At 71.5% G+C, this 22587-nt stretch carries 18 protein-coding genes; 8 read left to right on the top strand and 10 right to left on the bottom strand.

Annotation, left to right across the window (positions count from 1 at the left end):
- Window positions 1–3: 3 nt before the first annotated feature.
- Both ACWEFB_RS34825 and ACWEFB_RS34820 read left to right on the top strand, forming a co-directional pair.
- A complete protein-coding gene (locus tag ACWEFB_RS34825) occupies window positions 4–1539 on the top strand; it encodes a vWA domain-containing protein (protein ID WP_452292328.1) in 1536 nt (511 codons plus the stop codon).
- Window positions 1540–1576: 37 nt separating this feature from the next.
- On the top strand, window positions 1577–4675 hold the full coding sequence (locus ACWEFB_RS34820; RefSeq protein ID WP_452292326.1) for a tubulin-like doman-containing protein: 3099 nt from the start codon (window positions 1577–1579) through the stop codon (window positions 4673–4675).
- A gap of 101 nt (window positions 4676–4776) precedes the next feature.
- Here ACWEFB_RS34820 and ACWEFB_RS34815 read toward each other — a convergent pair whose 3' ends face one another.
- Complete coding sequence (locus tag ACWEFB_RS34815) at window positions 4777–5349, bottom strand: snapalysin family zinc-dependent metalloprotease (protein WP_326557104.1); 573 nt, start codon at window positions 5347–5349, stop codon at window positions 4777–4779.
- A gap of 262 nt (window positions 5350–5611) precedes the next feature.
- On the opposite strand from ACWEFB_RS34815, the gene ACWEFB_RS34810 reads away from it, so the two are divergent.
- A complete protein-coding gene (locus ACWEFB_RS34810; protein WP_452292324.1) occupies window positions 5612–6286 on the top strand; it encodes an AMIN-like domain-containing (lipo)protein in 675 nt (224 codons plus the stop codon).
- A gap of 71 nt (window positions 6287–6357) precedes the next feature.
- Here ACWEFB_RS34810 and ACWEFB_RS34805 read toward each other — a convergent pair whose 3' ends face one another.
- The 3 genes from ACWEFB_RS34805 to ACWEFB_RS34795 form a co-directional block, all read right to left on the bottom strand.
- On the bottom strand, window positions 6358–6636 hold the full coding sequence (locus ACWEFB_RS34805) for a hypothetical protein (RefSeq protein ID WP_326557106.1): 279 nt from the start codon (window positions 6634–6636) through the stop codon (window positions 6358–6360).
- Window positions 6637–6682: 46 nt separating this feature from the next.
- A complete protein-coding gene (locus ACWEFB_RS34800) occupies window positions 6683–7117 on the bottom strand; it encodes a hypothetical protein (RefSeq protein WP_452292364.1) in 435 nt (144 codons plus the stop codon).
- 757 nt (window positions 7118–7874) lie between these two features.
- Window positions 7875–9788, bottom strand: a complete 1914-nt coding sequence (locus ACWEFB_RS34795; protein WP_452292321.1) for a chorismate-binding protein — start codon at window positions 9786–9788, stop codon at window positions 7875–7877.
- 341 nt (window positions 9789–10129) lie between these two features.
- On the opposite strand from ACWEFB_RS34795, the gene ACWEFB_RS34790 reads away from it, so the two are divergent.
- The 3 genes from ACWEFB_RS34790 (at window position 10130) to ACWEFB_RS34780 (ending at window position 14630) form a co-directional block, all read left to right on the top strand.
- Window positions 10130–11500, top strand: a complete 1371-nt coding sequence (locus ACWEFB_RS34790; protein WP_452292319.1) for an FGGY family carbohydrate kinase — start codon at window positions 10130–10132, stop codon at window positions 11498–11500.
- A gap of 140 nt (window positions 11501–11640) precedes the next feature.
- Window positions 11641–14211, top strand: coding sequence for a sensor histidine kinase (locus tag ACWEFB_RS34785; protein ID WP_452292317.1), 2571 nt, complete (start codon window positions 11641–11643; stop codon window positions 14209–14211).
- The gene (locus tag ACWEFB_RS34780) at window positions 14208–14630 is read left to right on the top strand and encodes a roadblock/LC7 domain-containing protein (protein ID WP_396816306.1); all 423 of its coding nucleotides are present in this window, start codon (window positions 14208–14210) and stop codon (window positions 14628–14630) included. The genes ACWEFB_RS34785 and ACWEFB_RS34780 overlap by 4 nt, the downstream gene beginning before the upstream one ends.
- A 27-nt stretch (window positions 14631–14657) precedes the next feature.
- Here ACWEFB_RS34780 and ACWEFB_RS34775 read toward each other — a convergent pair whose 3' ends face one another.
- Window positions 14658–15665, bottom strand: a complete 1008-nt coding sequence (locus ACWEFB_RS34775) for a phosphotransferase family protein (RefSeq protein ID WP_452292314.1) — start codon at window positions 15663–15665, stop codon at window positions 14658–14660.
- 103 nt (window positions 15666–15768) lie between these two features.
- Window positions 15769–16476 carry an SDR family oxidoreductase gene (locus ACWEFB_RS34770; protein WP_452292312.1) on the bottom strand — a complete coding sequence of 236 codons (708 nt, stop codon included), beginning with the start codon at window positions 16474–16476 and terminating at the stop codon, window positions 15769–15771.
- A 120-nt stretch (window positions 16477–16596) separates the two neighbouring features.
- Between ACWEFB_RS34770 and ACWEFB_RS34765 the strand changes: the two genes are divergently transcribed.
- Together ACWEFB_RS34765 and ACWEFB_RS34760 are read left to right on the top strand one after the other, a co-directional pair.
- Window positions 16597–16962 carry a MerR family transcriptional regulator gene (locus ACWEFB_RS34765; RefSeq protein ID WP_452292310.1) on the top strand — a complete coding sequence of 122 codons (366 nt, stop codon included), beginning with the start codon at window positions 16597–16599 and terminating at the stop codon, window positions 16960–16962.
- Window positions 16963–17011: 49 nt separating this feature from the next.
- The gene (locus ACWEFB_RS34760; protein WP_452292308.1) at window positions 17012–18748 is read left to right on the top strand and encodes a protein kinase domain-containing protein; all 1737 of its coding nucleotides are present in this window, start codon (window positions 17012–17014) and stop codon (window positions 18746–18748) included.
- A 41-nt stretch (window positions 18749–18789) separates the two neighbouring features.
- Here ACWEFB_RS34760 and ACWEFB_RS34755 read toward each other — a convergent pair whose 3' ends face one another.
- The 4 genes from ACWEFB_RS34755 to ACWEFB_RS34740 all read right to left on the bottom strand — a co-directional run bounded on the left by ACWEFB_RS34755 (window position 18790) and on the right by ACWEFB_RS34740 (window position 22516).
- Window positions 18790–19587 carry an SDR family NAD(P)-dependent oxidoreductase gene (locus ACWEFB_RS34755; protein WP_452292306.1) on the bottom strand — a complete coding sequence of 266 codons (798 nt, stop codon included), beginning with the start codon at window positions 19585–19587 and terminating at the stop codon, window positions 18790–18792.
- Between the two features lie 183 nt (window positions 19588–19770).
- Window positions 19771–20367, bottom strand: a complete 597-nt coding sequence (locus ACWEFB_RS34750) for a TetR/AcrR family transcriptional regulator (protein ID WP_452292304.1) — start codon at window positions 20365–20367, stop codon at window positions 19771–19773.
- A 61-nt stretch (window positions 20368–20428) separates the two neighbouring features.
- Window positions 20429–20965 (bottom strand): hemerythrin domain-containing protein, encoded by a 537-nt coding sequence (locus ACWEFB_RS34745; RefSeq protein ID WP_452292302.1) that lies wholly within the window; start codon window positions 20963–20965, stop codon window positions 20429–20431.
- Between the two features lie 129 nt (window positions 20966–21094).
- Window positions 21095–22516, bottom strand: coding sequence for a GH1 family beta-glucosidase (locus tag ACWEFB_RS34740; RefSeq protein ID WP_452292362.1), 1422 nt, complete (start codon window positions 22514–22516; stop codon window positions 21095–21097).
- Between the last annotated feature and the right edge of the window lie 71 nt (window positions 22517–22587).

The raw sequence follows: 22587 nt of genomic DNA, 5'->3' as shown, positions 1-22587 counted from the left end.
GAGATGACACACCTCGACCGGGCGTACCGGAAGCTGTTGCCGCTGTTCGCGGCGACGCTGGCGGTCGCCGTCAACGTGCTGTCCGTACCGGCGGCACCGGCCGTTCCGGCACGGTTCGCGCCCGCCCAGGCCGGGCTGGCCGAGGTGCTGCGCGACCTCCGGGTCGACCGGCTGCCGGCGGACTACGTCGTGCTGGTCGACGTCTCCTCCTCGATGCAGGACGGCGCCGACCTCTACCGGGCGGCCAAGGACGCCTTGCGCCCGTTGCTCGCCGAACTCGACCCGGTCGACCGGCTGCACCTGTTCGCCTTCGCCAACCGTCCCGACCCGAAATTCAGCGGGGCGGTCGGCGGTGTCGGCGCCGGGGCGCTCGACCGGATGCCGGTGACGGCGGACGGCACCGCCACCGACATCGGGGCGGCCGTCGAAGCGGCGCTCGACATCGTCGAGGAGGCCGGCAACACGGATCCCGCGACCGTGATCCTCCTGACCGACGGCCGACACGATCCGCCGGCCAACTCCCGGTACGCCGGCAACGCGTCCCCGGCCTTCGCCCGGCTCACCGAGCGGGCCCGCAGGGTCGAGCAGCGACGCAACGTCCGCGCGTACGGCGTACCGCTCGCCGGTCGGACCGACGTGCAGCTCCTCGACGAGGTCTTCGAGAACACGATCCTGATGGACCTGCCACCGGACCAGGTCGGCAGCTATCTCGACCGGATCCGGGGCCGGGTGGCGGTACAGAAGGCGGCCGCGTACGTGGCCCGGGACCAGCTCACCGCCACCGCCGCGCTGCCGTCGGGCGGGCTCACCGTCGGCGCCGAGCCGGTCGAGATCGTCGCCAGGTTCCGCAGCTCGGCGACCCGGGTCCCGATCACGGTCGGCGACCTGCGGGTCGAGATCGACGGCGTCGAGCTGCGTGCGGTGCCGGAACGGCCCGAGGTGCTGCTCACCCCCGCCGAGCCGGAGCAGGAGGTACGGATCCGGGTGGAGCCGGTCACGACCACCGAACGCCGGATCGGCGGTGAGCGTACGCGCGACGGCGAACTCCGGGTGACCGGGACGGTCGACTCGCCGTGGCGCGACGTCATCACCCGTGATCTCGAGTTGGCGTTCACCCCGGCCCCGGTGAGCGCGACGGCTCCGGCCCGGCACACCACCACCGGCTTCCCGATCTGGCTCCTGGTGCTGCTGCTCGTGCTGCTCGCGATCGCGGTCGGGCTGGCCTTCTACCTGCCGGCGCGGCGGTGGAAGGCGATGGGCGGCGGTTCGCTGTCGATCAGCGAACCCGAGCAGAAGGTTCCCTACCGCCAACCGCTCAGTGGTCGGACGGTCCGGTTCCCGAGCCCGCTGGGCAGGGGCGGCGAGCTGTCGGGCAGCGGCACCGTACGCGCCCGCCGCCTGCGCCGCGAGACCGGTTCGGGCCGGGAACTCGTGCTGTACGTCGACTACCGACGGGACGGGAAGCGGCACCGGGTGACCTGCCGGCCCCGGCAGACCGAGTCACTGCGCGACGGCACCACGTTCACCTACCAACCATGACGACCCGGGCCCTAGGACGGCGGACAGGAGGTTCATCGTGCTTCCCGCACTGGTGATCGGACTCGGCGGCACCGGAAGCGATGCCGTGGCACATCTGAAGCACCGTCTCGCGATCGAGCAGCGGTGGCGGGACCTCCAGCAGGACCCGGCGGCCGTCGAGCGGAGCAACGGCAACCGCTACGACTGGCCGGTGCTGCTGCGCGCGGTCGACGTGGACCGCAAGAACCGTCCCAACGTGGACGGACTCACGCTGGACGTGGACGTCGAGGATCTCTACCTCAACAGTGCCGTGGGCGGGATGATCGACAAGATCCGGCAGGGCCCCGAGGTCGCGGAGGAGTTCTACCCGACCGTCGCCCCGTGGTTCGGCCCCCGCGACGCGGCGCAGATCCGGGAGGACGAGGCGCTCGCCTTCATGGTCGAGGGCGCGGGACAGATCAGGTCGTTCGGCCGGATGTCGTTCTTCGCCGACGTACTCGGCTCGACACCGGCGATGCGCCGGATCGAGCACGCGTTGGACCAGCTCACCCGGACCGACGCCGACACCACGCCGAACATCTACGTGGTCAGCTCGACCGCGGGCGGCACCGGTTCCGGGATCCTCCTGGACGTGCTGGCGTACCTGCAACAGATGCGTCTGGTGCAGGGCGGTGGCTTCTCGGTGACGCTGTTCTGCGTACTGTCCGGTGCGTTCGGGCGGACGCTCGAGGGACCGCAGCGGATCAGGAGCGAGGCCAACGGGTACGCGCTGCTGCGCGAGCTGGACCGGGTGATGAACGTCGAGCGGAACAATCCGGCCGAGTTCCGCTGGGCGCCCCGGCACAGCCACGAGATGACCGCCGCGCCGGTGCAGTACACCTACCTCGTGGACGGGCGGCGCAGCCGGTCCGCCGGGCGGCGGCTGGAGGGCTTCGACGCGGGTGCGGTCTGCCCGGTCGCCGTCGCCGACGCGATCTACGCGCACCTGTTGCCGACCGTCGGGCCCGCGTTCAGCAGTTACCGGGTGAACGCGCGTCCGTACACCCGCAACAGCACCGACATCTACTCCACCTTCGGCGCGTACCTGGTGGAGTACCACTGGGAGTCGGTGCTGCGCGGCTTCGTCAGCCGGGCCGGGGTGGACGTACTGGCCCAGTTGCCGGACCGGGTGCCGGACCTCGGTGCCGAGGTGGGCAACTTTCTCACCGGCACCGATCCGGAGGCCGACGGGGCGCAACCGCCGCCGGTGTTCAAGGACCTGGACAGTGAGGCGGCCCGGGAGGGGCTGCTCTCGCCGACGTCCACCTGGCTGCTCGCCGCGGGCAAGAACACCGAGCTGCCGGATCCGCCGAGCCTGTTCGCCCCGTTCGAGGACATCACCCCGTTCCGTACGGACCACCGTGGTCAGTTCGTGATCGACCAGACCAGGGCGAGGATCCGCGCCTTCTGGGGCGAGAGCGGGGTGCGGTTGGCGCCGAACAACGAACATCAGTGGTATCCGGTCGCCGAGGACCACGAGCGGGAGATCCGGCGCCAGTGGGAGGTGGCGCTGCGCCTCGTGGTGGCGCAGGTGATGTCCCGCCGGGACGGCGGACCGCTGGCCGGGCTGGCCTTCGTCGACCTGGTCACCCAGCGTCTGGAACTGTTCGGCCAGCGGGCCGAGCTGTGCCATCGGGCGGATCCGGCCCGCGCCCGGGCCGCGCTGGACCAGGCCGAGGACCGGGTACGTGAGGACAAGGGCCTGCGTCGGGGCAAGCATCAGCTCAACTACCTCGGCGCGGAGCGGAACCTGCTGCTCGCCCTGATCCAGGAGGACTGCTACGACCGCACCCAGCGGACGCTGAAGCGGCTCGCCCAGGTCGCCGCCGAGGTCCGTGCGGAGGTCGAGGCGTGGCGGTTGGCGGTCGAGGAGGCCAGCCGGCAGCTCGTCGGTGCGGTCGAGGCGGTCGCCAAGGAGCGCCGTGCGGCCGAGCGGTTCCCGTTGCGGCGGATCGTGCCCCGGGTCGACGACCGCGACACCGAGGATTGGCTGTACACCCACTACGCGGGTACGCCCGACCCGGAGCGCGGCCGGTCCGGTCTGGCCCCGGTCGGGGAGGCGCTGCGTTGGCGGGTGTCGACCGACGGCGGCCGGCCGGTGCTGGCCCTGCGGGGAGACACCCGGGTCGCCGGTCCGGGTCTCGTGGACGCGCTGGTCGACGGTCTCCGTAGGCGGGCCCGGCCGGTTTTCGGCCCGCTGCGGGAGCGGTCGGTGTTCGAGATCCTGGAGCACTCGGGGGAGTCCGGTGAGGCGCTCGGCCGGGAACTGCTCGACGGTAGCGAGTGGTTGGTCAGCTACGACGACGAGGAGCACCGCCGGCTGGTCAACCTCAACCAGGACGACGACGGCGAGGCGCAGCAGCAGGTGTACGCCTTCGCGGCGCTGCCGGGGAGCGGGGCGCCCGGCGCCGCGCTGAGCCGGAGTCTGTGGACCTTCCTCGGCGAGCAGCGGGTGGATCTCAACGACATCGTGCCGTCGAACGAGTCCGAGGAGCGTCCAGCGACCGACAAGATCATGCTTTTCGCGTCCCGGCACTCGCTGCGTCTGGGGGCCTTTGCCGGCTTCTCCGACCTGCGTCGGTCCTACCACCAGCGGCGCGGCGGCCACCCCTCGCCGCACGTCCTGGCCGAGGAGAAGACCGCGGCGGCGCTGGAGGCGAAGGCGGATGAGCTGTACGGGGAGGGGGTGATCCGGGAAAAGCTCGGCCCGTTGACCGGTCGGGCGCTGCTGTTGTGCCGCAACGCCGATCTGCTCCGGGCGACCGCGATCGCGCTGGCCAACGAACGGCTGGTGCCGACGTACCATCCGCACCACCCGGACCAGGTGACGGGCTGGTCGGTGCGGTCGTACCGGGGTGGGCCGGACCAGGAACTCGGCGACAAGGCCAACCTGGGGCAGGTGCTGCGCGATCTGACGCTGTCCGGTACGAAACTGGCGTCGACCCGGATCGGTGCGGTGCGCTCGGCCGCGCAGGAGGTGATCGACGACGGCCAGGACTGGGAGTACGGCACCCGGCGCTTCTACGGGCTGCCGCCGGCCTACCCGCTGGAGCCCGGTCTGTGGCAGATGTTGACCGTCGCCGCCTATCTGAGTATCGACGAGCAGCGGCGTCGTTGAGCGGTCCGGTACGAAGCGGAGGGCCGACGGTTCGGTCGGCCCTCCGCTTTCCTACCTTCGTCCGCCGCGGGGAGGGGCGGAGGACAGGGTGGGGACCGGGCTCAGCCGACCTTGACGACCGAGGCCGGCCAGCTGTCCTGGAACACCTGGCTGCCGGTGTCGCCGCTGATCCGGGTACCGGCGAAGAGGTTGCTCACCCGGTTCGCCTCGGCGGTGCTCGGGTACGGGTTGGTGCAACTCGTACCGGCGCTGCCGCCGGACATCAGCAGGGAGCAGTTGCCGTTGTAGTTGTCGGGCAGGCCGAGGATGTGGCCGATCTCGTGCGTCATGATCCGCAGCGGGCTGTACTGCGCGGCCTGCTGGGTGTCGATGTAGACCCGGCCGTTGCCCAGGCTGGTCCGCACGGCGTACGAGCCGCCGCCGGTGATCTGGTAGATCCGCAGGTTGGACCCGCAGCCCGAGGAGAGGGTGAGGTTGACGGTCGCGTTGTTCCAGATCGTGGCGGCCTGGTTGGCGATCCCGGCGTAACTGCCGGCCTGGCTGGTGTTGTAGCAGACCGTCGCCTGGATCGACACGTCCGCCGATGCCGGCGGGCTGGCGACCGTGGCGCCGATCATGGCACCTGCCGTCGTCACGATTGCGACCAGGAGCCGGCTGACTCTTCGTGAGGTCATAGCTCACTCTCCAATGCTTGCCGAGGGGTGCCAGGATCTTAAACATTTAGATATGTCGATTTCAATATCCTCTTATGTCAGATGATCTGGTATGAGAGGGCTCCTCTGTTGATCTGCGGGGATCAGGACGGGCTCACGGCGGCGGGGAGCGGGTGCTCGGTGCCAGATGGCGAAACTTCCAGGTCGGTGTCGAGGTAAACCCCGGGCGGGGGCTATGCGTCAAAGGTGCATGACACGCCAGCGCGTACCATTTCTCGCATTTGTGGTTGTTGTGCTCGCCGCCGGCTGCACGACGGCCGGCCGGGGCGGCCCGGCCACCCCGCAGCCGACCGGCGGCACGCCGGCGGTCGGACCGTCGTCGCCGCCCGCCGACCCAGGGGAAACGCCGGACACCCCGACCGGCTCCGATCCGTCCGTCACCGACTACCGGGTCACCTACGGCTGGGGGGTGCCGACCCGGGAGGCGCGGATCAGCCACCAGGTCCGGCTGCCGGTCGTGCCGGCGCCGGGCCCGCCGCTGCCGCTGCTCGTGGAGGTACGGGTCGGTGACCATCCGGAGGAGAACCTGACCCGGATCACCTTCGCCTTCCGAGGCGGTCCGCCCTCCTACACGCTGGCCTACGTGCCCGGGGTGGTGGCCGACGGCACCGGCGATCCGGTGTCACTGGCGGGCAACGCCTTCCTGCGGATCCAGTTCGACCCGGCGCAGGCGCACGACGAGCACGGTCGCGTCTCGGTGAGCGAGTCGCCCGGACCACGGTTGGACTACCCCACCCTGCGCGGGTACGCCCTCGCGGGCGACTTCGAGGGGCACGTCACCCACGGCCTGGGCCTTCAGGTGGCGCCCGGCAGCGACCAGGCGTTACCGGTCCGGGCCCTGGAACTCACCCGCCCGGACGGCACCCGGGTCGTCGCCGTCGACGTGCGCCGGGGCTGACCGACCGCGGCCGATCAGCCCGCCACCGGTGTCCCGCCGTGGCGGGCGGGACCCGGATCAGACGGCGCGGTTCAGTGGTGCGCCTCCCGCCGTACGATCGCGATCGCCACCCGGCAGAGCTCGTCCATGTCCGGCGCGAAGCCGGCCGCGATGTCCGGGTGCAGACCGGCCCGGGTCTCGTCGAGCAGCCGCCGGCAGACCTCCTCGACCGGCTCGCCGTCATACCCGGCGCGGACCCGTTCGCTGGCCACCCGCAGGGCCGAGTTGAGCTGATCCTCCAGCGGTTCGCGCAGGCTCTCCAGAGCCGGGCTCAGCCCGCTCGGGTCCAGCGTGATGTGTGGCTCCGACATCGGTGCTCCCTTCGTCGGGTCCGCGGTACCCAGTCGCGGGCGCCGCTCAACCTGCCGCCGGTATCGCGGCGACTCGAACCTCGTACGACGTCGTCTCCGCCGGCTCCTCCCGGAACGACAACCGGCGGATCTGCCGGTTGTCGAGGTACAGCTTGACGTCGACCAGGGCGCCCAGGTGGGCCAGACCGATGTTGACCGCGTGTCGCTTGTCCTGCAGTACGGCGCCGACCCCGCCGAGCAGGGTTGCCGCGTCGGTGCCGTGGTGCCCGGGTGGGCAGTGCAGGACCAGGTCCAGTTCGATCGCCTCGGTCAGTGGTGTCCAGCCGCTGTCCTGGGCGGCGGCGCAGGCGGCCTCGAGCAGTGCCCGCACCCGGTTGGCCTGGCGGTGCCCGGCCGAGAAGATCGACAGTGCCTCGGTCCTGACCGGGGGCAGCCCGCTGACCTGGAAAGACAGCGTACGGGTCGGAGTGTCTCTGCTGATCGCGGCCGGGTTCACCGCCGTGACCACAGCGGTCCGAGTGTCCTGCACAGCGGCACCTCCTCGTTGATGACGATCCTGCCGAATGGATCGTCGGTACGGGGCGCGTTTCGCCGATCGGGCGCGCGAGCCGGAGGGCTTGGTCCGGGCGGCGTGCCGAGAGCGGGTCGGATCCGGGTCCTGCTGGTTGGTGGATCCGGGTGCGCCGGGATCCGGGTGAGCTGGCCGGCGTCGGCGGCGACCCGCTGTGATCGGAGAGCTTTCGACCACGGTATCCGACCGGCCGGCCACCGGGAATACCACTGTGGACCGGCTGAATGATCGATTTCGCTGGCCAGGACGGGGGTGAGGGGGCGCCGGGCTGGTTCGATCCTGCCGTCCGGTCGGCGCCGACGCTTCCTCCGGGTGGTGCCGCCGTACTCCGGCCGGTATGAGTCGATGTTTCTTCGCGTAATCAGCGGGTAGGTCGCAGTCAGGACAAAGCGGGCGAGGGGCAGGGCGGGCGAGGGGAGTTACCTGATGGCGAGCCGGACCAGCGCCGCGCCGAACCTGCGCGCCGGCCACCGTCGGCCGCCGGGAACCGGTCCGGGACCGGGCCGGCGACGGTGGCGGAGGCTGGGGTGTCGTGGCGCGGGCCGGCGGACGGCGCCTGACCACGGAACGTGAACCGGTGGCCCGAGCGAGGGCTCTCAACCCGCTCGAACCACCGGCCCACAGAAGCCCTACCCAACATCCGGGCAGATATGCCGAACCGGATCGTTCACCGTGCCGGTGCCGCCGGGGTCGGCAGCAACTCGCCGAGCAACTCGCCCAGGACCGCCAGGCCGTCCTGGCTGAGTACGGACTCGGGATGGAACTGCACCCCGGCGAAGGTCGGACCGCGCAGGGCGTGCACCGCCCCGTCACCACCGTCGCGGGCGACCCGGACCGGCCCGTACGCGGTGACCAGCTCGTCGGCCCCGGCCAGGGCGGTGAAGGTGGAGTAGAACCCGACCCGCCGTACCGTCCCGAACAGGTCGACCTCACGTTGCAGCCCCTGGTACGGCGCGTCCCGCCGGTGCAGGCGCAGCCCGAGCAGCCCGGACAGCAACTGGTGACCGAGGCAGATGGCGAGTGTGGGCCGACCCTGCTCCAGCAACCCGGTGAGCAGGCCCCGCAGGGACGCCATCTTCGGGTCGTCGACCTGGTTCGGGTCACCCGGACCGGGTCCCACCACGACCAGGTCGGCCCGGTCCGCCCCCACCGCGTCACCGGCGTCGTGCCAGGGGCGCAGCTCGACGGCGAGGCCGAGGGCCCGCAACTGGTGGGCCAGCATGCCGGTGAAGGTGTCCTCCCCGTCGACGATCAGCGCCCGCCGGCCGGCCAGCGCCGGCACCAGGGCGGCGCCGGGGGCGCGCTGCTCCAGCCAGAACCGGGCGAGCCGGTCGTTGCGGGCGGCCAGCGCTGCCCGTACGGCCGGGTCGTCGGCCAGCCGGTCCGGCAGCCCCGCGGCCCGGACCGGGGCGGCCGGGCGCAACCCGAGTGCGGCGAGCACCCCGGCCGCCTTGGCATGGGTCTCGGCCACCTCCCCCTCGGGCGTCGAGTGGCGGACCAGGGTCGCCCCGACCGACACCCGCAACGCCCCGGCCGGGGAGATCTCCGCGGTACGGATCAGGATCGGCGCGTCGAGGGTCTGCCGTCCCTCGTCGTCCACCCCGAGCAGGGCCAGCACCCCGGCGTAGTAGGCCCGTCCCCGTCCCTGCTCCCGTCGGGCGATCACCCGGCAGGCGTTCTCCATCGGGGAGCCGGTCACCGTCGGGGCGAACATCGTCTCGCGCAGCACGTCACGTACGTCCAGCGAGCCACGGCCGGCGAGCAGGTACTCGGTGTGGACCAGATGCGACATCTCCTTCAGGTACGGCCCCACCACCTGACCGCCCTGCTCGGCCACCGTCGCCATCATCTTCAGCTCCTCGTCGAGCACCATGTACAGCTCGTCGGTCTCCTTCGGGTCGGCGAGGAAACGCAGCAGCGCGTCCCGGTCCGCCGGTCCGTCCGGGTGCCGGAAGGTGCCGCTGATCGGGTTCATCATCGCCAGCCCGTCCTCGACGCTGACGTGCCGCTCCGGGCTCGCCCCGACCAGGATCCGGGTGCCGGTGTGCACCACGAAGGTCCAGTAGGCGCCGCGTTCGGCGGTCAGCAGCCGGCGCAGCGCGGCCAGGGCGGCGGTCAGCGGCGGGCCGACCAGGTTCGCCCGATAACTGCGGTGGATCACGAAATTGGCGCCCTCGCCCCGGCCGATCTCCTCCCGCAGGACCTGCCGGGTGATCTCCGCGTACTCCTCGTCGGGGAGGTCGAAGGCGCCGCCTTCGGTGCGTACCGGCTGGTCCGGCAGGGCCGCCAGGGCACGGTCCAACGGAACCCGCTGGTGCGCGCCGATGGTCAGGCACTCCAGCGGGGCGCCGTCGTCGACGCAGGCGAACCCGCGCTCGGCGATCTGCCGGTACGGGACCAGCGCCAGGGTCCGGGCACCGGCCGGGCCGCCGGGCAGGGGGATGTCGGCGAGCCGGTCGACCGTACGCAGCTCCCCGGTGTACACCTCCAGATCCGGGGCGTCGGCGCGCCGGATGATCGCGAACGGGCCGGGGTCGGTCCCGGCGGCGATCGTGGCGAGCAGGTGCGGGAGCAGGTCCATGGGCGTCTCCTCGGGCCGGGGGCCGTCCGGCGCGGCGGCCGGGGAGTGAGGGGAACGCTGGCGGCCGCCGCGCTGGGCGGCCGCGTGGAAGAACTACGCGCGGAGGTCGGCCGCCGGGTTGGCGGGCCACCAGAATTCGGATCGCGCGAGCATGTTCCGGACGCTACGACCCGCGCTGGCCGGCGCCGGTCACCGGCCCGCCCGACGTCCACCAGGTGGACCGGAATCGCCCAGCCGATCGTCGGGGATCGATGCGGTACGGGTGTTCGCGGTGCCGGTCGGGTGCCTGCGGCCGGCGCCGTGGGCGTACCGGCGACACCCGTTGGGTACGGTGGCCGGCGATGAACATTCTCGCGCTCGACCTGGGCACCTCGTCGGTACGGGGGCTGGTCCTCGACGGCGACGCCGTCCCGCTGCCCGGTGCCCTGGCACGCCGGAAGATGACCATCACCATCGGCGACGACGGTGCCGCGACCCTGGACGCCGCCGACTACCTGGCCGCGCTCGAAGCCTGCCTCGACGAGCTGAACGAGGCCGGGCACCTCGACCACATCGGCCTGGTCGCCACCGCCGCCCAGTGGCACTCGGTGCTTCCGCTCGACCAGCACGGAAACCCGCTCGGCCCGGTGCTGACCTGGCTCGACAGCCGCTCGTCGCCACCGGCGACCCTGCCCGGCCCGGCGGACCCGGCGGACTTCCACCACCGTACGGGGACCTGGTGGCACCGGTTCTACTGGACCGTACGGCTGCCCTGGCTGCGCGAGTCGCTGGGACTTCGCCCGGCGCGTTTTGTCGGACTGGTCGAGTACGCCTTCGGCGCCCTGCTCGAACACGCCCCGATGTCGGTCTCCCAGGCCTCCGGCACCGGCCTGCTCGACCTGCGCACCCTGGACTGGGACGCCGAGGCGTGCGCCCTGGCCGAGGCGGGTCGCACCGAGCTGCCGGAGCTGGCGGCGGTGGACTGGACCGGCCGGCTGAGCGCCGAGTACGGCCGCCGCTGGCCGGGGCTGCGTGACGTACCGTGGGCCGCTCCGACCGGCGACGGGGCAGCGTCCAACGTGGGGTCCGGCTGCGTCGACCCGTACCGGGCGGCGGTCACCGTCGGTACGTCGGCGGCCGTCCGGTTGGTCCAGGCGGCGCCGGCCGGTGCCATCCTGCCGCCGTTGCCGGAGGGGCTCTGGCGGTACCGGGTGGACCACCGGCACGTGGTCACCGGCACCGCCTACTCGGCCGGCGGCAACCTCTTCGCCTGGGCGAAGAAGGTCCTGCTGCTGCCGTCGGGTGCGGAACTGGAAGAGGCCCTGGCCGCGATCGAACCCGGCGGAGGTCTGGTCGCCGACCCCCGGCTGGGTGGGGACCGGCCGCCGGGTCTCGCCCCGGCCGGCTCCGGCAAGGTGTACGGCCTGAGTTTCGGCACCCGGGCGGTGGACATCTTCGCCGGCCTGATGGAGGCCCTGTGCCGGCAGGTGGCGGCCGACCTCGCCGAGATCGAATCCACCGTGGACTACCCGGTCGAGGTGGTGCTCGGCGGTGGTGCGGTGGCCGCGTCACAGTGGTGGCGGCAGGCTTTCGTGGCCGCGCTGGCCCCCCGCCAGGTCAGCCACGTACGCAATCCGGAGATCGGTGCGACCGGAGCGGCATTGATCGCGATCGGTCGCTTCCACGACGGGGTCGGTCTCGAACGCATCAGCCGGACGGATGAGGGCCAATAGGCGACTCCGACACCAGGGGCTGGGCCGCAGTATCCTTCCTGTGCCGCGCTGCTGTTCGGATGGTTGACAGGGCTCTCCTACCTGGTTGAGATGAACCCCGCTCCTCGACGTGCCCGGCATCGAGGAAAGTAGGAGGCGTGGTGGCTGCTGCTCTTGACCCCTCGGGCAGCGGGGTGCCCAACCACCGTCGCCGCCGGCTTGACGTGCGGGTCGTACCGCATCGACGGCGGTCTCCGCTGCGCCTGCGGGACTGGCGACTGCGGGTCAAACTCGGCGCCGTGCTGATCATCCCGTCGGTGGCGTTCCTGGTGCTGGCGACCGTGCAGACCGGAACCCTGCTCGGGCAGGCCAACGTCCTGGGTGAGTTTTCCCAGGAGGTCACCATCGGCCGGCAGATCACCGCCCTGGTGCACGAGCTGCAGCAGGAACGGGACCGGACCGCCGGTGAACTGGCCGGTGCGGCGGCCTCGGCCAGCGGGCGCGGTGACCCCGCCCAGATCCAGGCCGCCCTCAAGTCGACCTACGACGCTGCCAACCTGGCGACGACCCGGTTGCAGGAGGCGGCGGCGCCGCTCGCCGACGCGGACGCCTCCTGGCGGGTCTCCTACTCCAGGGCCCTGGACGCGCTGCGCCAACTGCCCGACGTGCGGTCCGCGGTCCCGGCCGGCGTACTCAGCGTCAACACGGTGCTCGGCACGTACAACCGGGCCGTCGACGCGCTGCTGACCCTGCTCGCCGAGCCGTCACCCGGTGACGACGAGCAGGACCTGACCGACCGGGTGCTGCGCTACGTCCAGATCGCCCGGGTCAAGGAGATCAGCTCCCGGATCCGGGGCACGCTCTACAGTGCCGCCCGCGCCGGCCAGTACGACCTCGACGACGCGGTGGAGCTGACCGACCTGCGGGCCCAGCAGCTCACCGCGCTCGGTGACTTCCGGGTCGCGGCGACCACCCCGCAGATCCAGCTCTACCAGCAGGCGTCGGCCGATCCCGGGTTCAAGACGGCGATCGAGATGGAGGAGGACACCATCACGGTCGGCGCCAGCGGGCCGCAGGTGCTCGTCGCCGACACCTGGTGGCGGGTCAGCCAGCAGCGGCAGGAACTGCTCCGTCAGGTCGAGGCGGCGGTGCTCGGGGACGCCGTACGCGTCGCGGAGGACCGCAGCTCCGACCAGTTGCGCCGAACCCTGCTCGTTGCCGGCGGGGTGCTGGCCGTACTCCTGATCGGTCTCGCCACCTCGATCATCATCGGCCGGTCGCTCAACCGCTCGCTGCGGATGCTGCGGGGTCAGGCCCTCCAGGTGGCCCAGATCGATCTTCCGGAGGCCCTGGAGCGGCTCCGTACGGTCGAATCGGGCGTCCCGCACATCGAGGTACCACCCGCCATCGTCCGGTCCATGGACGAGATCGGGGAGGTGGCCGAGGCGTTCGTGGCCGTACACCGCAGCGCGGTCACGGTCGCCGTCGAGCAGGCCGTGATGCGGCGCAACGTCAACGCCATGTTCGTCAACCTCGCCCGCCGCAGCCAACTGCTGGTCGAACGCCAGCTCGAACTCCTCGACGAACTGGAACGGGAGGAGGGCGACCCGGACCAGCTCGACAACCTGTTCAAGCTCGACCACCTCGCCGCCAGGATGCGGCGTAACGACGACAGCCTGCTGGTGCTCGCCGGCACGGAGTCGACCCGGCGCTGGAACCGGCCGGTGCCGCTGTCCGCGGTGATGCTCGCCGCGGTCGCCGAGGTGGAGCAGTACCAGCGGGTCCGGCACGAGAGCGCGGACCAGCTCTACCTCGTCGGGCACGCGGTCGCGGACCTGGTCCACCTCCTCGCCGAGCTGTTGGAGAACGCCGCGACCTTCTCCCCACCGGAGACGGTGGTACGCATCTCCGGGCGGGCACAGGCGCCGGGCGCGGGTCTGATCGAGATCGTCGACGAGGGGCTGGGGATGAGCCCGAGCGCCATCGACGAGGCGAACGCGCTGCTTGCCGTACCACCGGCGGCCGACGTCGCCGCGTCGGAGCGGATGGGCCTGTTCGTGGTCAGCCACCTGGCGGCCCGCCAGCACGTCGAGGTACGACTGTCCGCCACCGAACACGGTGTGATGGCCTCGGTGCTGCTGCCGCCGGCACTGATGGCCGCCCAGCCGTCGCAGGCGGAGTTGGACCAGGCACCGAACCGGCGGATCCTGGCCGGGCTGCCGACCAACACGCCGCGCAACGGCTCCGGGGCGACCAGGGGGCTGCCGAACCCCGACGAGCTGCCGGTCGCCGGCCGCCCGCCGGGTCGCGGCACCTCCCGTCGACCCGCCCGCAGCGTGCCGACCCGCGCCGAGGACGTGCTGGCCCCGGCGGCCGGCGTAACGGCGGCGAACAGCACCTGGTGGTCCCGGCAGGGCAAGGCCGGCGGATCGTCGTCCGGCAGGGCGACGCCGGCCGCCGCTGCCGCACCGGTGCGCGCGGAACCGGTCACCCAGGTCACCGTGGCGGTGAACGCGAACGGCCTGCCGGTACGGGTGCCGATGGCGCAGTTGCCCTCGGCCAACGAGCCGACGCCGCAGGTCGTACCGGTGCAACGGTACGAACCGGATCCGGACGCGGTGGGTGGCATGCTGTCCAAGTTCTACGGCGGCGTACGGCGGGCCGAAGCCGAGGAGACCACCGAGATAACCATGGCGCCGGCCGGCGCGGGCAAGGAAGAGGAGCAACAGTGACGACGCTGAGTCAAGCGGCACGAGACCTGAACTGGCTGGTCAGTGGTTTTGCCGAGCGCGTGCCCGGAGTGGCGCACGCGATCGTGGTCTCGGCCGACGGGCTGCTCGTCGCGGTCTCCGACCACCTGCCGCGCGACCACGCCGACAAGCTGGCCGCGGTCACCTCGGGGCTGATGAGCATCACCGCCGGTGCGGCCCAGATGTTCGACGGTGACATCGTCAAGCAGACCGTGGTCGAGATGGGCCGGGGCTACTTCCTCGTCATGCAGGTACGCGACGGTTCGATCCTGGCGACCCTCGCCGCCACCGACGCCGACATCGGCGTGGTCGGCTACGAGATGGCCCGGCTGGCCAAGCAGGCGGGTGAGATGCTGACCCCGGCGCTGCGCGCCGAGTTGCAGCAGGCCCTGCCCCGCTGACCGGGAACGATTCCGTGGCTGGCGTGATCAGCGGAGCTGGCCGAGCTGGGCGACCAGCAGCTCGGCCAGCCACCGCTCGAACTTCTCCCGTTCCGGCCCCTGCCACCCCCGGGTGGCGCCCTCCACCGACATGATCAGGTAGAGGTAGCAGGTGTAGAGCGTCAGCCGTCGCCGTACACCCGGGGTCGGGTCGATCGGGTGGTGGCCGGCGGTGTTGTAGGCGGCGAGCAGGTCCGGGAGTTCGGCCGGATCCCGGAACAGGGTCATCGCCACGAACTCGGCCACCGGGTCGCCGTAGAAGGCCCGCTCGCCGTCGATCAGCCCGGTCAGGGTGGCGCCGCCGGTGCCGTCGGGCAGGACGAAGACGTTGCCGTCCCAGAGGTCGAAGTGGACCAGCGCCGGCCGGTCGACCTCGTCCAGCACGTCGAAGTGCCGCCGGAGCCGGTCGCCGATCTCGTCCGCGCCGATCGGCAGCGCGGTGCCCAGGCGCAGGGCGTCGTCCAGGATGTCCTGCACCATCGCCCCGAACGCCGCCCGCCACGTCGGCTGCCAGGTGCGGCTGTTGCGCAGCGGGTACCCGTACGCCGGGCCGGTGATCGTGTGCAGGCGGGCCGTCTGGGCGGCGGCCTGCGCGCGCACGGCGGCCAGACCCGCCGGGGTCAGGTCGTCGCGCACGGTGTTCAGGGCCACCCCGTCGATCCGGGCGAGGAACACGAAGTCGCTGCCGACCAGGTCCCGGTCGACGTCCGCGAAGACCACTTCGGGTACGGCGACGCCGGCGGCTCCGGCCCGGCGGAAGAACTCCACCTCGGTACGCATCAGGTCGACCTCGTGGCTGAGCAGCTTCAACGCCGGGGGTGGCGCGATCTTGAGGATCAGGTCGGCGCCGTCGGCCAGTCGGATCGCGTAGGCGACGTTGTAGTGCCCCTCGGTCAGCTCGTGCCACCGTTCGATCCGCGCCGAGGGGCCGAAGCCCCGGCGGACCAGCACCCCGAGTTCGGCCTCGGTGACCCGCAGCTTCGTCAGACTCTCCACGTTGCCCCTCCACCGCAGCCGCCCCGTCCCAGCCGAACGCGCGTCTCCGTACGGTAGCGACCCCGGGGGTGGGTGTGGGTACGGGTCACCCCCGGGAGCATCGTCAGGAGGCCGACGGGACCTGGGTGTAGAACAGGCTCGGGTCGGCGGCCAGGGACGCCTTGATGTGTGCACTCCACTCGTCGACGATCACCTCGAACCTGCCCGCCTCGATGCCGTCGAGGCCGGCGCGTACGACCTCGGCGGGGTCGACCTTCGGGCCGTTGTAGTCGGCCATCATGTCGGTGTCGGCGGCGCCGAGGTGCAGCCCGGTGACCAGGGTCCCCTGGGCGGCGAGTTCGAGGCGGATCCCGTTGGTCAGGTTCCACTGCGCGGCCTTGGCCGCCCCGTAGGCGTTGGCTCCGTCGTAGGCGAACCACGACATCGCCGACAGGATGTTGAGGATCGCGCCACCGCTCGCCGCCAGTACGGGGGCGAAGGCGCGAACCATGTGGAGGGTGCCGTAGTAGTTGGTGTCCATCTCGCGGCGGATGGTGTCGAGGTCGCCGGTGACCAGGTTGGTGCCGGTGGAGATGCCGGCGTTGTTGACCAGGAGGGTGACGTCGGGTGCCGCCGAGGCTGCGGCCCGTACCGAGGTGGGGTCGGTGATGTCGAGTTGCAGCACCTCCACTCCCGGCAGGTCGACGAGTTCGGGGCGTCGTGCCGTCGCGTAGACCTTCTTCGCGCCCCGCTCCAGGAGTTGGCGGGCGAATTGCCGGCCGATGCCACGGTTGGCGCCGGTCACCAGGGCAGTGGAACCAGAGATCTTCATCGCTACCTTCTCGTGGCGGATATCGAGGACTGTGCTGCGCAGCGGTACGCGGGCTACGCTAAAACTTGACGTTGACGTCAAAGGCAAGTGGTGTGACCCACGGCACACGAGGAGAAGCTGATGCGCATCGGCGAACTCGCCGACCGGACCGGCGTGAGTACGCGGGCCCTGCGGTACTACGAGGAGCAGCACCTGCTCGCCTCCGAGCGCAGCCCCAGCGGGCAGCGGACGTACCCGGAGGTCGCGGTCGACCGGGTCCGGCTGATCCAGCAGCTCTACGCCGCCGGCCTGGCGAGCAGGTCGATCGTCGAGCTGCTCCCGTGCGTCGTGACCGGTGTGGCGTCACCGGAGCTGCTCGACCGGTTGGCGGCGCAACGGGCACGCATCGACGGCCAGATCAACGACCTGATCGACACCCGGGAACGGCTCGACCGGATCCTTCTCGCGGCGGCCGAGAGCGCCCACCAGCCCTGCGCTCCGATGTAGCGGGCGCGCGGGGTGTAGCCGCGGTGGCGTCTGGGCAAGAGATCAGGTCATGGCGGGTGTGGGGAACTACGGTACGGAACTGCTCGGCGGCCGTTACCGGTTGGTCGAGCGGCTCGGCGCCGGTGGGATGTCGGTGGTCTGGCGTGGTTTCGACGAGGTGCTCGGCCGCCAGGTCGCGGTGAAGGTGCTTGCCTCACGGCTGGCCAGCGACCGGGCCTTCCGGCACCGGCTGCGGATGGAGGCCCAGGCCGCGGCACGGCTGCTCCACCCGAACATCACCAACGTGTACGACTACGGCGAGTCCGTCGAGGGCGGGCTGACCGTCCCGTACGTGGTGATGGAGCTCGTCGACGGTGGCTCGCTCGCCACCCGGCTGGGCCGGGATCGTCAGCTCCCGTGGCGGGAGGCGGCCGGGACGGTCGCCGAGGTCGCGGCGGCGCTCGCCGCCGCCCACGCGCGCGGGGTCGTCCACCGGGATGTCACCCCGGGCAATGTCATGCTCACCGGCTCCGGGGTGAAGGTGGTGGACTTCGGCATCTCGGCGCTGGTCGGTGAGAGCGAGGCCGGACCCGACGGCCAGATCTTCGGTACGCCCGCATACCTCGCCCCGGAACGCCTGGACGAGGGGCAGGTCTCTGCGGCGACCGACGTCTACGCGGTCGGCCTGCTGCTCTACCGGACGCTGACCGGCCGGCTCCCGTGGCAGGCGAGCACCACCACCGAGATGCTGCGGGCCCACCTCTACGCGGATCCGGCGCCGATGCCGCCGGTCGAGGGTCTGCCCGACCAGGTGGTCGAGCTCTGCTCCCGCTGCCTGGCCAAGGCGCCCGAGGACCGGCCCACGAGCGCGGAGGTGGCCGCTACGCTCGCCGCCGTGTCCGGCCGACCGGTGGCCCTGCCGGTCCCGTGGCAGCCGGCCGGGGTGACGGACGCGGACGACGACTCGGCCGAGCTGGCCGCCGCCGGCACCACGATCCTGCCCTGGTCGACCACGACCGGTGCGCTCTGGTCCGCCGCACCGACCTCCGTTCACCGGAACCCTCTTCTCCGGAACCCTCTTCTACGGAACGCGGTGGGGCGTCGCCGGTTCAGGGCTGCCGTGGCCGGGGTGGGTCTGCTCGCGCTGACCGGCGCGGTCTGGGCCGCCGCCGCGTCCACCTCGTCCGACGGCGGGGGCACTCCCGTACGCGCCGACGCCGGTACGGCCGAGCCGAAGCCGCCCACCTGCCAGGCCGGGTACGCCCTGCGTAGCGACTCGGGGCGGGCGTTCGACGCGGAGCTGACCGTGAAGAACACCGGTGACCAGCCGGTCCGTGACTGGCAACTGGCCTTCGCCTTTCCCGCCGACCAGGCGATCACGGGAACCGAGCCGGCCCAGTGGCAGCAGCAGGGCCGTGACGTGCTGCTCCGCCCGGCGGACGGCGCGACCGACCTGGGTCCGGGCGCCTCGGTGGCGGTCCGGATCACCGGCACGTACGCGGGCGCCAATCCGCTGCCGGTGCGTTTCCAACTGGGGGAGTCGGTCTGCGATGTGCAGGTGTCGGGGGTTGCCGGCACGAGCGCACCGGCGGGTGGCAGCTCCGCCGGACCGGTCGCGACCGTACCGGCATCCGGGGGAGGCAACCCGGTTGCCCCGCAGCCGCACCAGGTTGCCCCGCAGCCACCGGGTCCCGCCGTGAAGGGCAAGGACAAGCCGAAGCCCGAGCCGAAGAAGCCGCCGACCAGGCACACCGGGGACGACGAGGAAGAAGACGAGGATGAGGACGAGGGCGACGAGGACGAGTGAGGTGCCCTCGTCGCCGGCCTCGGCCTGAGCGAACGGGTGGTTCAGTTCCGGTAGCGGTCGGCCGGGACCGACCGGGACAGGTTCGGGATCATGGCCTGACGGGCGGCGTCGAACCTGTCCCAGTCGGCGATGTCCGGCAGGGACAGCAGGGTCATGGGTTCGCCCGCGTCCAGGCCCGCGAGCGCGGCGTCGACGGCGGCGTCGGCGGACATGACCGCCTCCTGCGGGAACGCCGAGATCTCGATGCCGGAGCCGTCCCAGAACTCGGTACGGACCCCGCCGGGGAAGACCGCCTGTACCCGGATGCCGGATCCGGCGAGTTCCTGTTGCAGGGCCTGGGTGAACGCCACCACGTAGCTCTTCGTTCCGCTGTAGACGGCGCTGACCGGAAGGACGTTGAGTGCCAGCGCGGATGACAGGTTGACGATCGTGCCGCTGCCCCGCCGGGTGAATCCCGCGAGTACGGCGGTGGTCAGCCGGGTCAGCGCGGTCACGTTCAGCGTGACGAGGTCTTCGAGCTGGGACGGATCGGCCTGGGCGAGTGGACCGAAGGTGGTGCCGCCGGCGTTGTTCACCAGCAGCGAGATCGACTCGTCGGAGCGTAGGCGGTCCTCGACCGTGGCGAGTTGACCGGGGTTGGTGAGGTCCGCGGTGAGTACCTCGACCGTCCGTCCGGTGTTCGCGGTGATCTTCGACGCGACGGTGTCGAGCCGGCTCTTGTCGCGGGCGACCAGCAGCAGGTCGTAACCGCGGCGGGCGAGCCGGTCGGCGTACACGGCGCCCATGCCGGCGGAGGCTCCGGTGACCACGGCAATACCCCGCGTGTTCGTGTCAGACATGGAGGCGATTTCCTTCGGGATCGGGAAGGCGGTCACCCGATGGGCGCCGCGTTGCTCCGTTTAGATTATCCCTGTCATCTAAAAGTCGCAAGCGGGGTCGCCAAGGCGGTCAGCACGGGAAAATGCGGTGCAAAAAAGCGCCCGCCAGGTGGTCCGGCGGGCGCTTTCGTGCTGCGGGTCGATTCAGTCTTCCGGGCGAGGTGGCGTCTCCCGGGCGGCGGCCGGGCCGGGCAGCGCCTCGTGGGCGGCGGCCAGGATCCGCTCCGACAGGTCGGATCCGGCGGTGGCGCGGGCGAGCGTGAGTGCGCCGACGAGCATCGAGAGGGTGGCGAGATCCTCGTTGCCGTCCGTGGAGAGCCAGCGGGCGAACAGTCCCACGCCTTCGGCGTAGGCCGGTCGGGCGGTACCTTCGACGTCCTCGTTCGCGATGTCCGAACTCAGGCCGGTGGTGGGGCAGCCCTGGCCGACGTCGTCCCGGTGTTCCGTCGACAGGTAGTAGTCGATCAGATCCTGGCGAGCCGAACCATGGTCGCCCGGATGTCGGTCGTCGAATCCGCCGAGCAGCGCGGCAAGATCGGCGAACGCGTGTACGGTCGCCTCGGTGAGCAGCGCCTCCTTCGAGGTGAACTGCCGGTAGAAGCCCCCGTGGGTGAGCCCGACCTCGGCCATGAGATCGGCGACACTCACCGCCTGTACGCCCCGTTCGCGGAACAGTCGCGCCGCCGCGGCAACCACCTGCCTGCGGTTCTCCTGCGCCTGGGCCTGCGATACCCGCCCCATGATGCACCTCCTCCACCAGTATAGATGAGCAATCTCATCTATACTGCTCGCCGGCGGGCGGCTACGCCGGGTACGTGTCCCGGGGGTCGCCGTCCCCGGCGAGCAGGAAGGCCGGCCGATCCGTACGCCACTCCGGCACGTCCATCGAGTTCAATACGGAGATCAACTTCTTCTCCTCGTAGATGAAGTGCGTCTCCATGATCGCTGCCAGACCCTCCAGTTCCTCCCGTACCCGGGTGGCGGTGGCCGGGTCCGGATCGGTCGGCAGGTCGCCCAGGAGCCGCTGGAGGCTGCCCAGGATCCAGTCGATCCGGTTGTGGTCGGTCTTCAGCTCGGTGATCACCTGGCGCAGTTCGGGGAACTCCCGCGCGATCACCGGGAACGCCCCGCCGTCCTCGCCCGTGTGGTGCCGGGTCAGTACGGAGCAGAAGCCGAGGCAGTACGCCCGCAGGTCGCGCGGCGGCAGACCCTCGCCCGCGAAGTACGCGTCGACGTTGTCCCGCAGGTCTTCGAGCTGTTCCCGTAGCCAGATGTGCACTTCGATCAACTGGTTGCCGAAGGCGGTGAGGCGACTGCTCGCCTCGAAGTCTGAACCCATGCTCTCCCCAGGATCGGCCGGCACCGCCACGGCGCGCACCGCAGTCGGTCGATCCAGTATTCCAACGCGACACCGGCCGCGCGGGGGCGCATCCCGTCGCCGGAACACGCCCCCGTGCGGCCGGGAGGCTCAGACCTGGTTGTCCTTGATCACTTGCCGGTACCAGTGCGCGCTGCGCTTGAGGATGCGGCGCTGGGTGGGGTAGTCGACGTAGATCAGGCCCCAGCGCTGCTCGTACCCCTCGTTCCACTCGAAGTTGTCCATCAGCGACCAGACGTGGTAGCTCTCCAGTCGTACCCCGTCGGCGATGGCCCGGTGGGCGGCGGCGAGGTGGTCGCGCAGGAAGCCGATCCGGCCCGGGTCGTCGACCCGGTCGCCGTCGAGCGTGTCCGGGGTGGGCAGGCCGTTCTCGGTGACGGTGAGCGCCACGTCACCGTAGTCGCGGCGTACCCGGGTCAGCATGTCGTACATCCCGTCGGGATAGATCTGCTGCCACTCGGCCTCCGTGGTGGGCCACTTCTGTACGGTGCCGCCGCCCGGGGTGACGTAGATCGGGGTGTAGTACTGCACCGCGAGCAGGTCGACCGGCGCGGAGATGATCTTCAGGTCGCCGTCGCGGATCGCCCGGACCATGCGGCTGTCCGGGCCGAGGTCGTCGAGGACGTCGGTGGGGTAGCTGCCCTTGAAGATCGAGTCCAGGTAGAGCCGGTTCTCGTACCCGTCGTAGAGCCGGGTTGCCGCCTCCGCCTCGGCGCCCTCGACGGCGGGGTAGCAGGGGTGCAGGTTGAGCGCCGGCCCGATCCGGCTCTTGCTCCCGGTGGTGCGCAGTGCCGCGACGGCGAGCCCGTGCGCGAGTTGCAGGTGGTGGGCGACCAGGTAGGCAGCGTCCGGGTCGCGGTGGCCGGGGGCGTGGTGCCCGTGCAGGTAGCCGTTCTGCACCACCGTCTTGGGTTCGTTGACGGTCAGCCAGACCGGCACCTTCTCGCCGAGCGCCCGGAACACGTGGTCGGCGTATTCGGCGAACCGGTACGCGACGTCGCGGTTCTCCCAGCCGCCGGCATCCTGCAGCGACTGGGGGAGGTCCCAGTGGAAGAGGGTGGCCATCGGGGCGATGTCGCGGGCCAGCAGCCCGTCCACCAACCGCCGGTAGAAATCGAGTCCGCGCTGGTTGGGCGCGCCGGTACCGTCGGCCTGGATCCGGGACCAGGAGATGGAGAACCGGTACGTCCTGAGCCCCAGGTCCCGCATCAGGTCGAGATCGGACTCGTACCGGTGGTAGTGGTCGGCGGCGACGTCGCCGGTGTCCCCGCCCCGGACCTTTCCCGGGGTGTGGCTGAAGGTGTCCCAGACGGACTCGCCCCTGCCGTCGTCCTTGGCCGCCCCCTCGATCTGGTACGCCGAGGTGGCCGCGCCCCAGCCGAAGCCGTCCGGGAAGCGGAGGCCGAGCCGGGTCTCCGGACTCGGGCTGCGGTCCCGGTCGGAGTCGGTGTCGGCGTCGCAGGCGGCGGTGACGGCGGCGCTCGCCGCGACGGCGGCCGTCGTCGGACCCAAGCGCGGGCGGCCAACCGGCGGATGTCGGCGGTTGACCGCCCCGGCGCCGTAGGCGTCCGGGGCGGCGTAGA

This window comes from Micromonospora sp. NPDC004704 (genome assembly GCF_053601675.1).
This window is presented reverse-complemented; position numbering and strand designations above follow the sequence as displayed.

What these genes read in the sequence shown, in the direction of transcription:
- ACWEFB_RS34790 (WP_452292319.1), top strand. Translation starts at nt 10,130, where the DNA reads ATGAACATTCTCGCGCTCGACCTGGGCACCTCGTCGGTACGGGGGCTG.
- ACWEFB_RS34750 (WP_452292304.1), bottom strand. Translation starts at nt 20,367, where the DNA reads ATGGGGCGGGTATCGCAGGCCCAGGCGCAGGAGAACCGCAGGCAGGTG.
- ACWEFB_RS34755 (WP_452292306.1), bottom strand. Translation starts at nt 19,587, where the DNA reads ATGTCTGACACGAACACGCGGGGTATTGCCGTGGTCACCGGAGCCTCC.
- ACWEFB_RS34745 (WP_452292302.1), bottom strand. Translation starts at nt 20,965, where the DNA reads ATGGGTTCAGACTTCGAGGCGAGCAGTCGCCTCACCGCCTTCGGCAAC.
- ACWEFB_RS34825 (WP_452292328.1), top strand. Translation starts at nt 4, where the DNA reads ATGACACACCTCGACCGGGCGTACCGGAAGCTGTTGCCGCTGTTCGCG.
- ACWEFB_RS34795 (WP_452292321.1), bottom strand. Translation starts at nt 9,788, where the DNA reads ATGGACCTGCTCCCGCACCTGCTCGCCACGATCGCCGCCGGGACCGAC.
- ACWEFB_RS34760 (WP_452292308.1), top strand. Translation starts at nt 17,012, where the DNA reads ATGGCGGGTGTGGGGAACTACGGTACGGAACTGCTCGGCGGCCGTTAC.
- ACWEFB_RS34770 (WP_452292312.1), bottom strand. Translation starts at nt 16,476, where the DNA reads ATGAAGATCTCTGGTTCCACTGCCCTGGTGACCGGCGCCAACCGTGGC.
- ACWEFB_RS34765 (WP_452292310.1), top strand. Translation starts at nt 16,597, where the DNA reads ATGCGCATCGGCGAACTCGCCGACCGGACCGGCGTGAGTACGCGGGCC.
- ACWEFB_RS34815 (WP_326557104.1), bottom strand. Translation starts at nt 5,349, where the DNA reads ATGACCTCACGAAGAGTCAGCCGGCTCCTGGTCGCAATCGTGACGACG.
- ACWEFB_RS34805 (WP_326557106.1), bottom strand. Translation starts at nt 6,636, where the DNA reads ATGTCGGAGCCACACATCACGCTGGACCCGAGCGGGCTGAGCCCGGCT.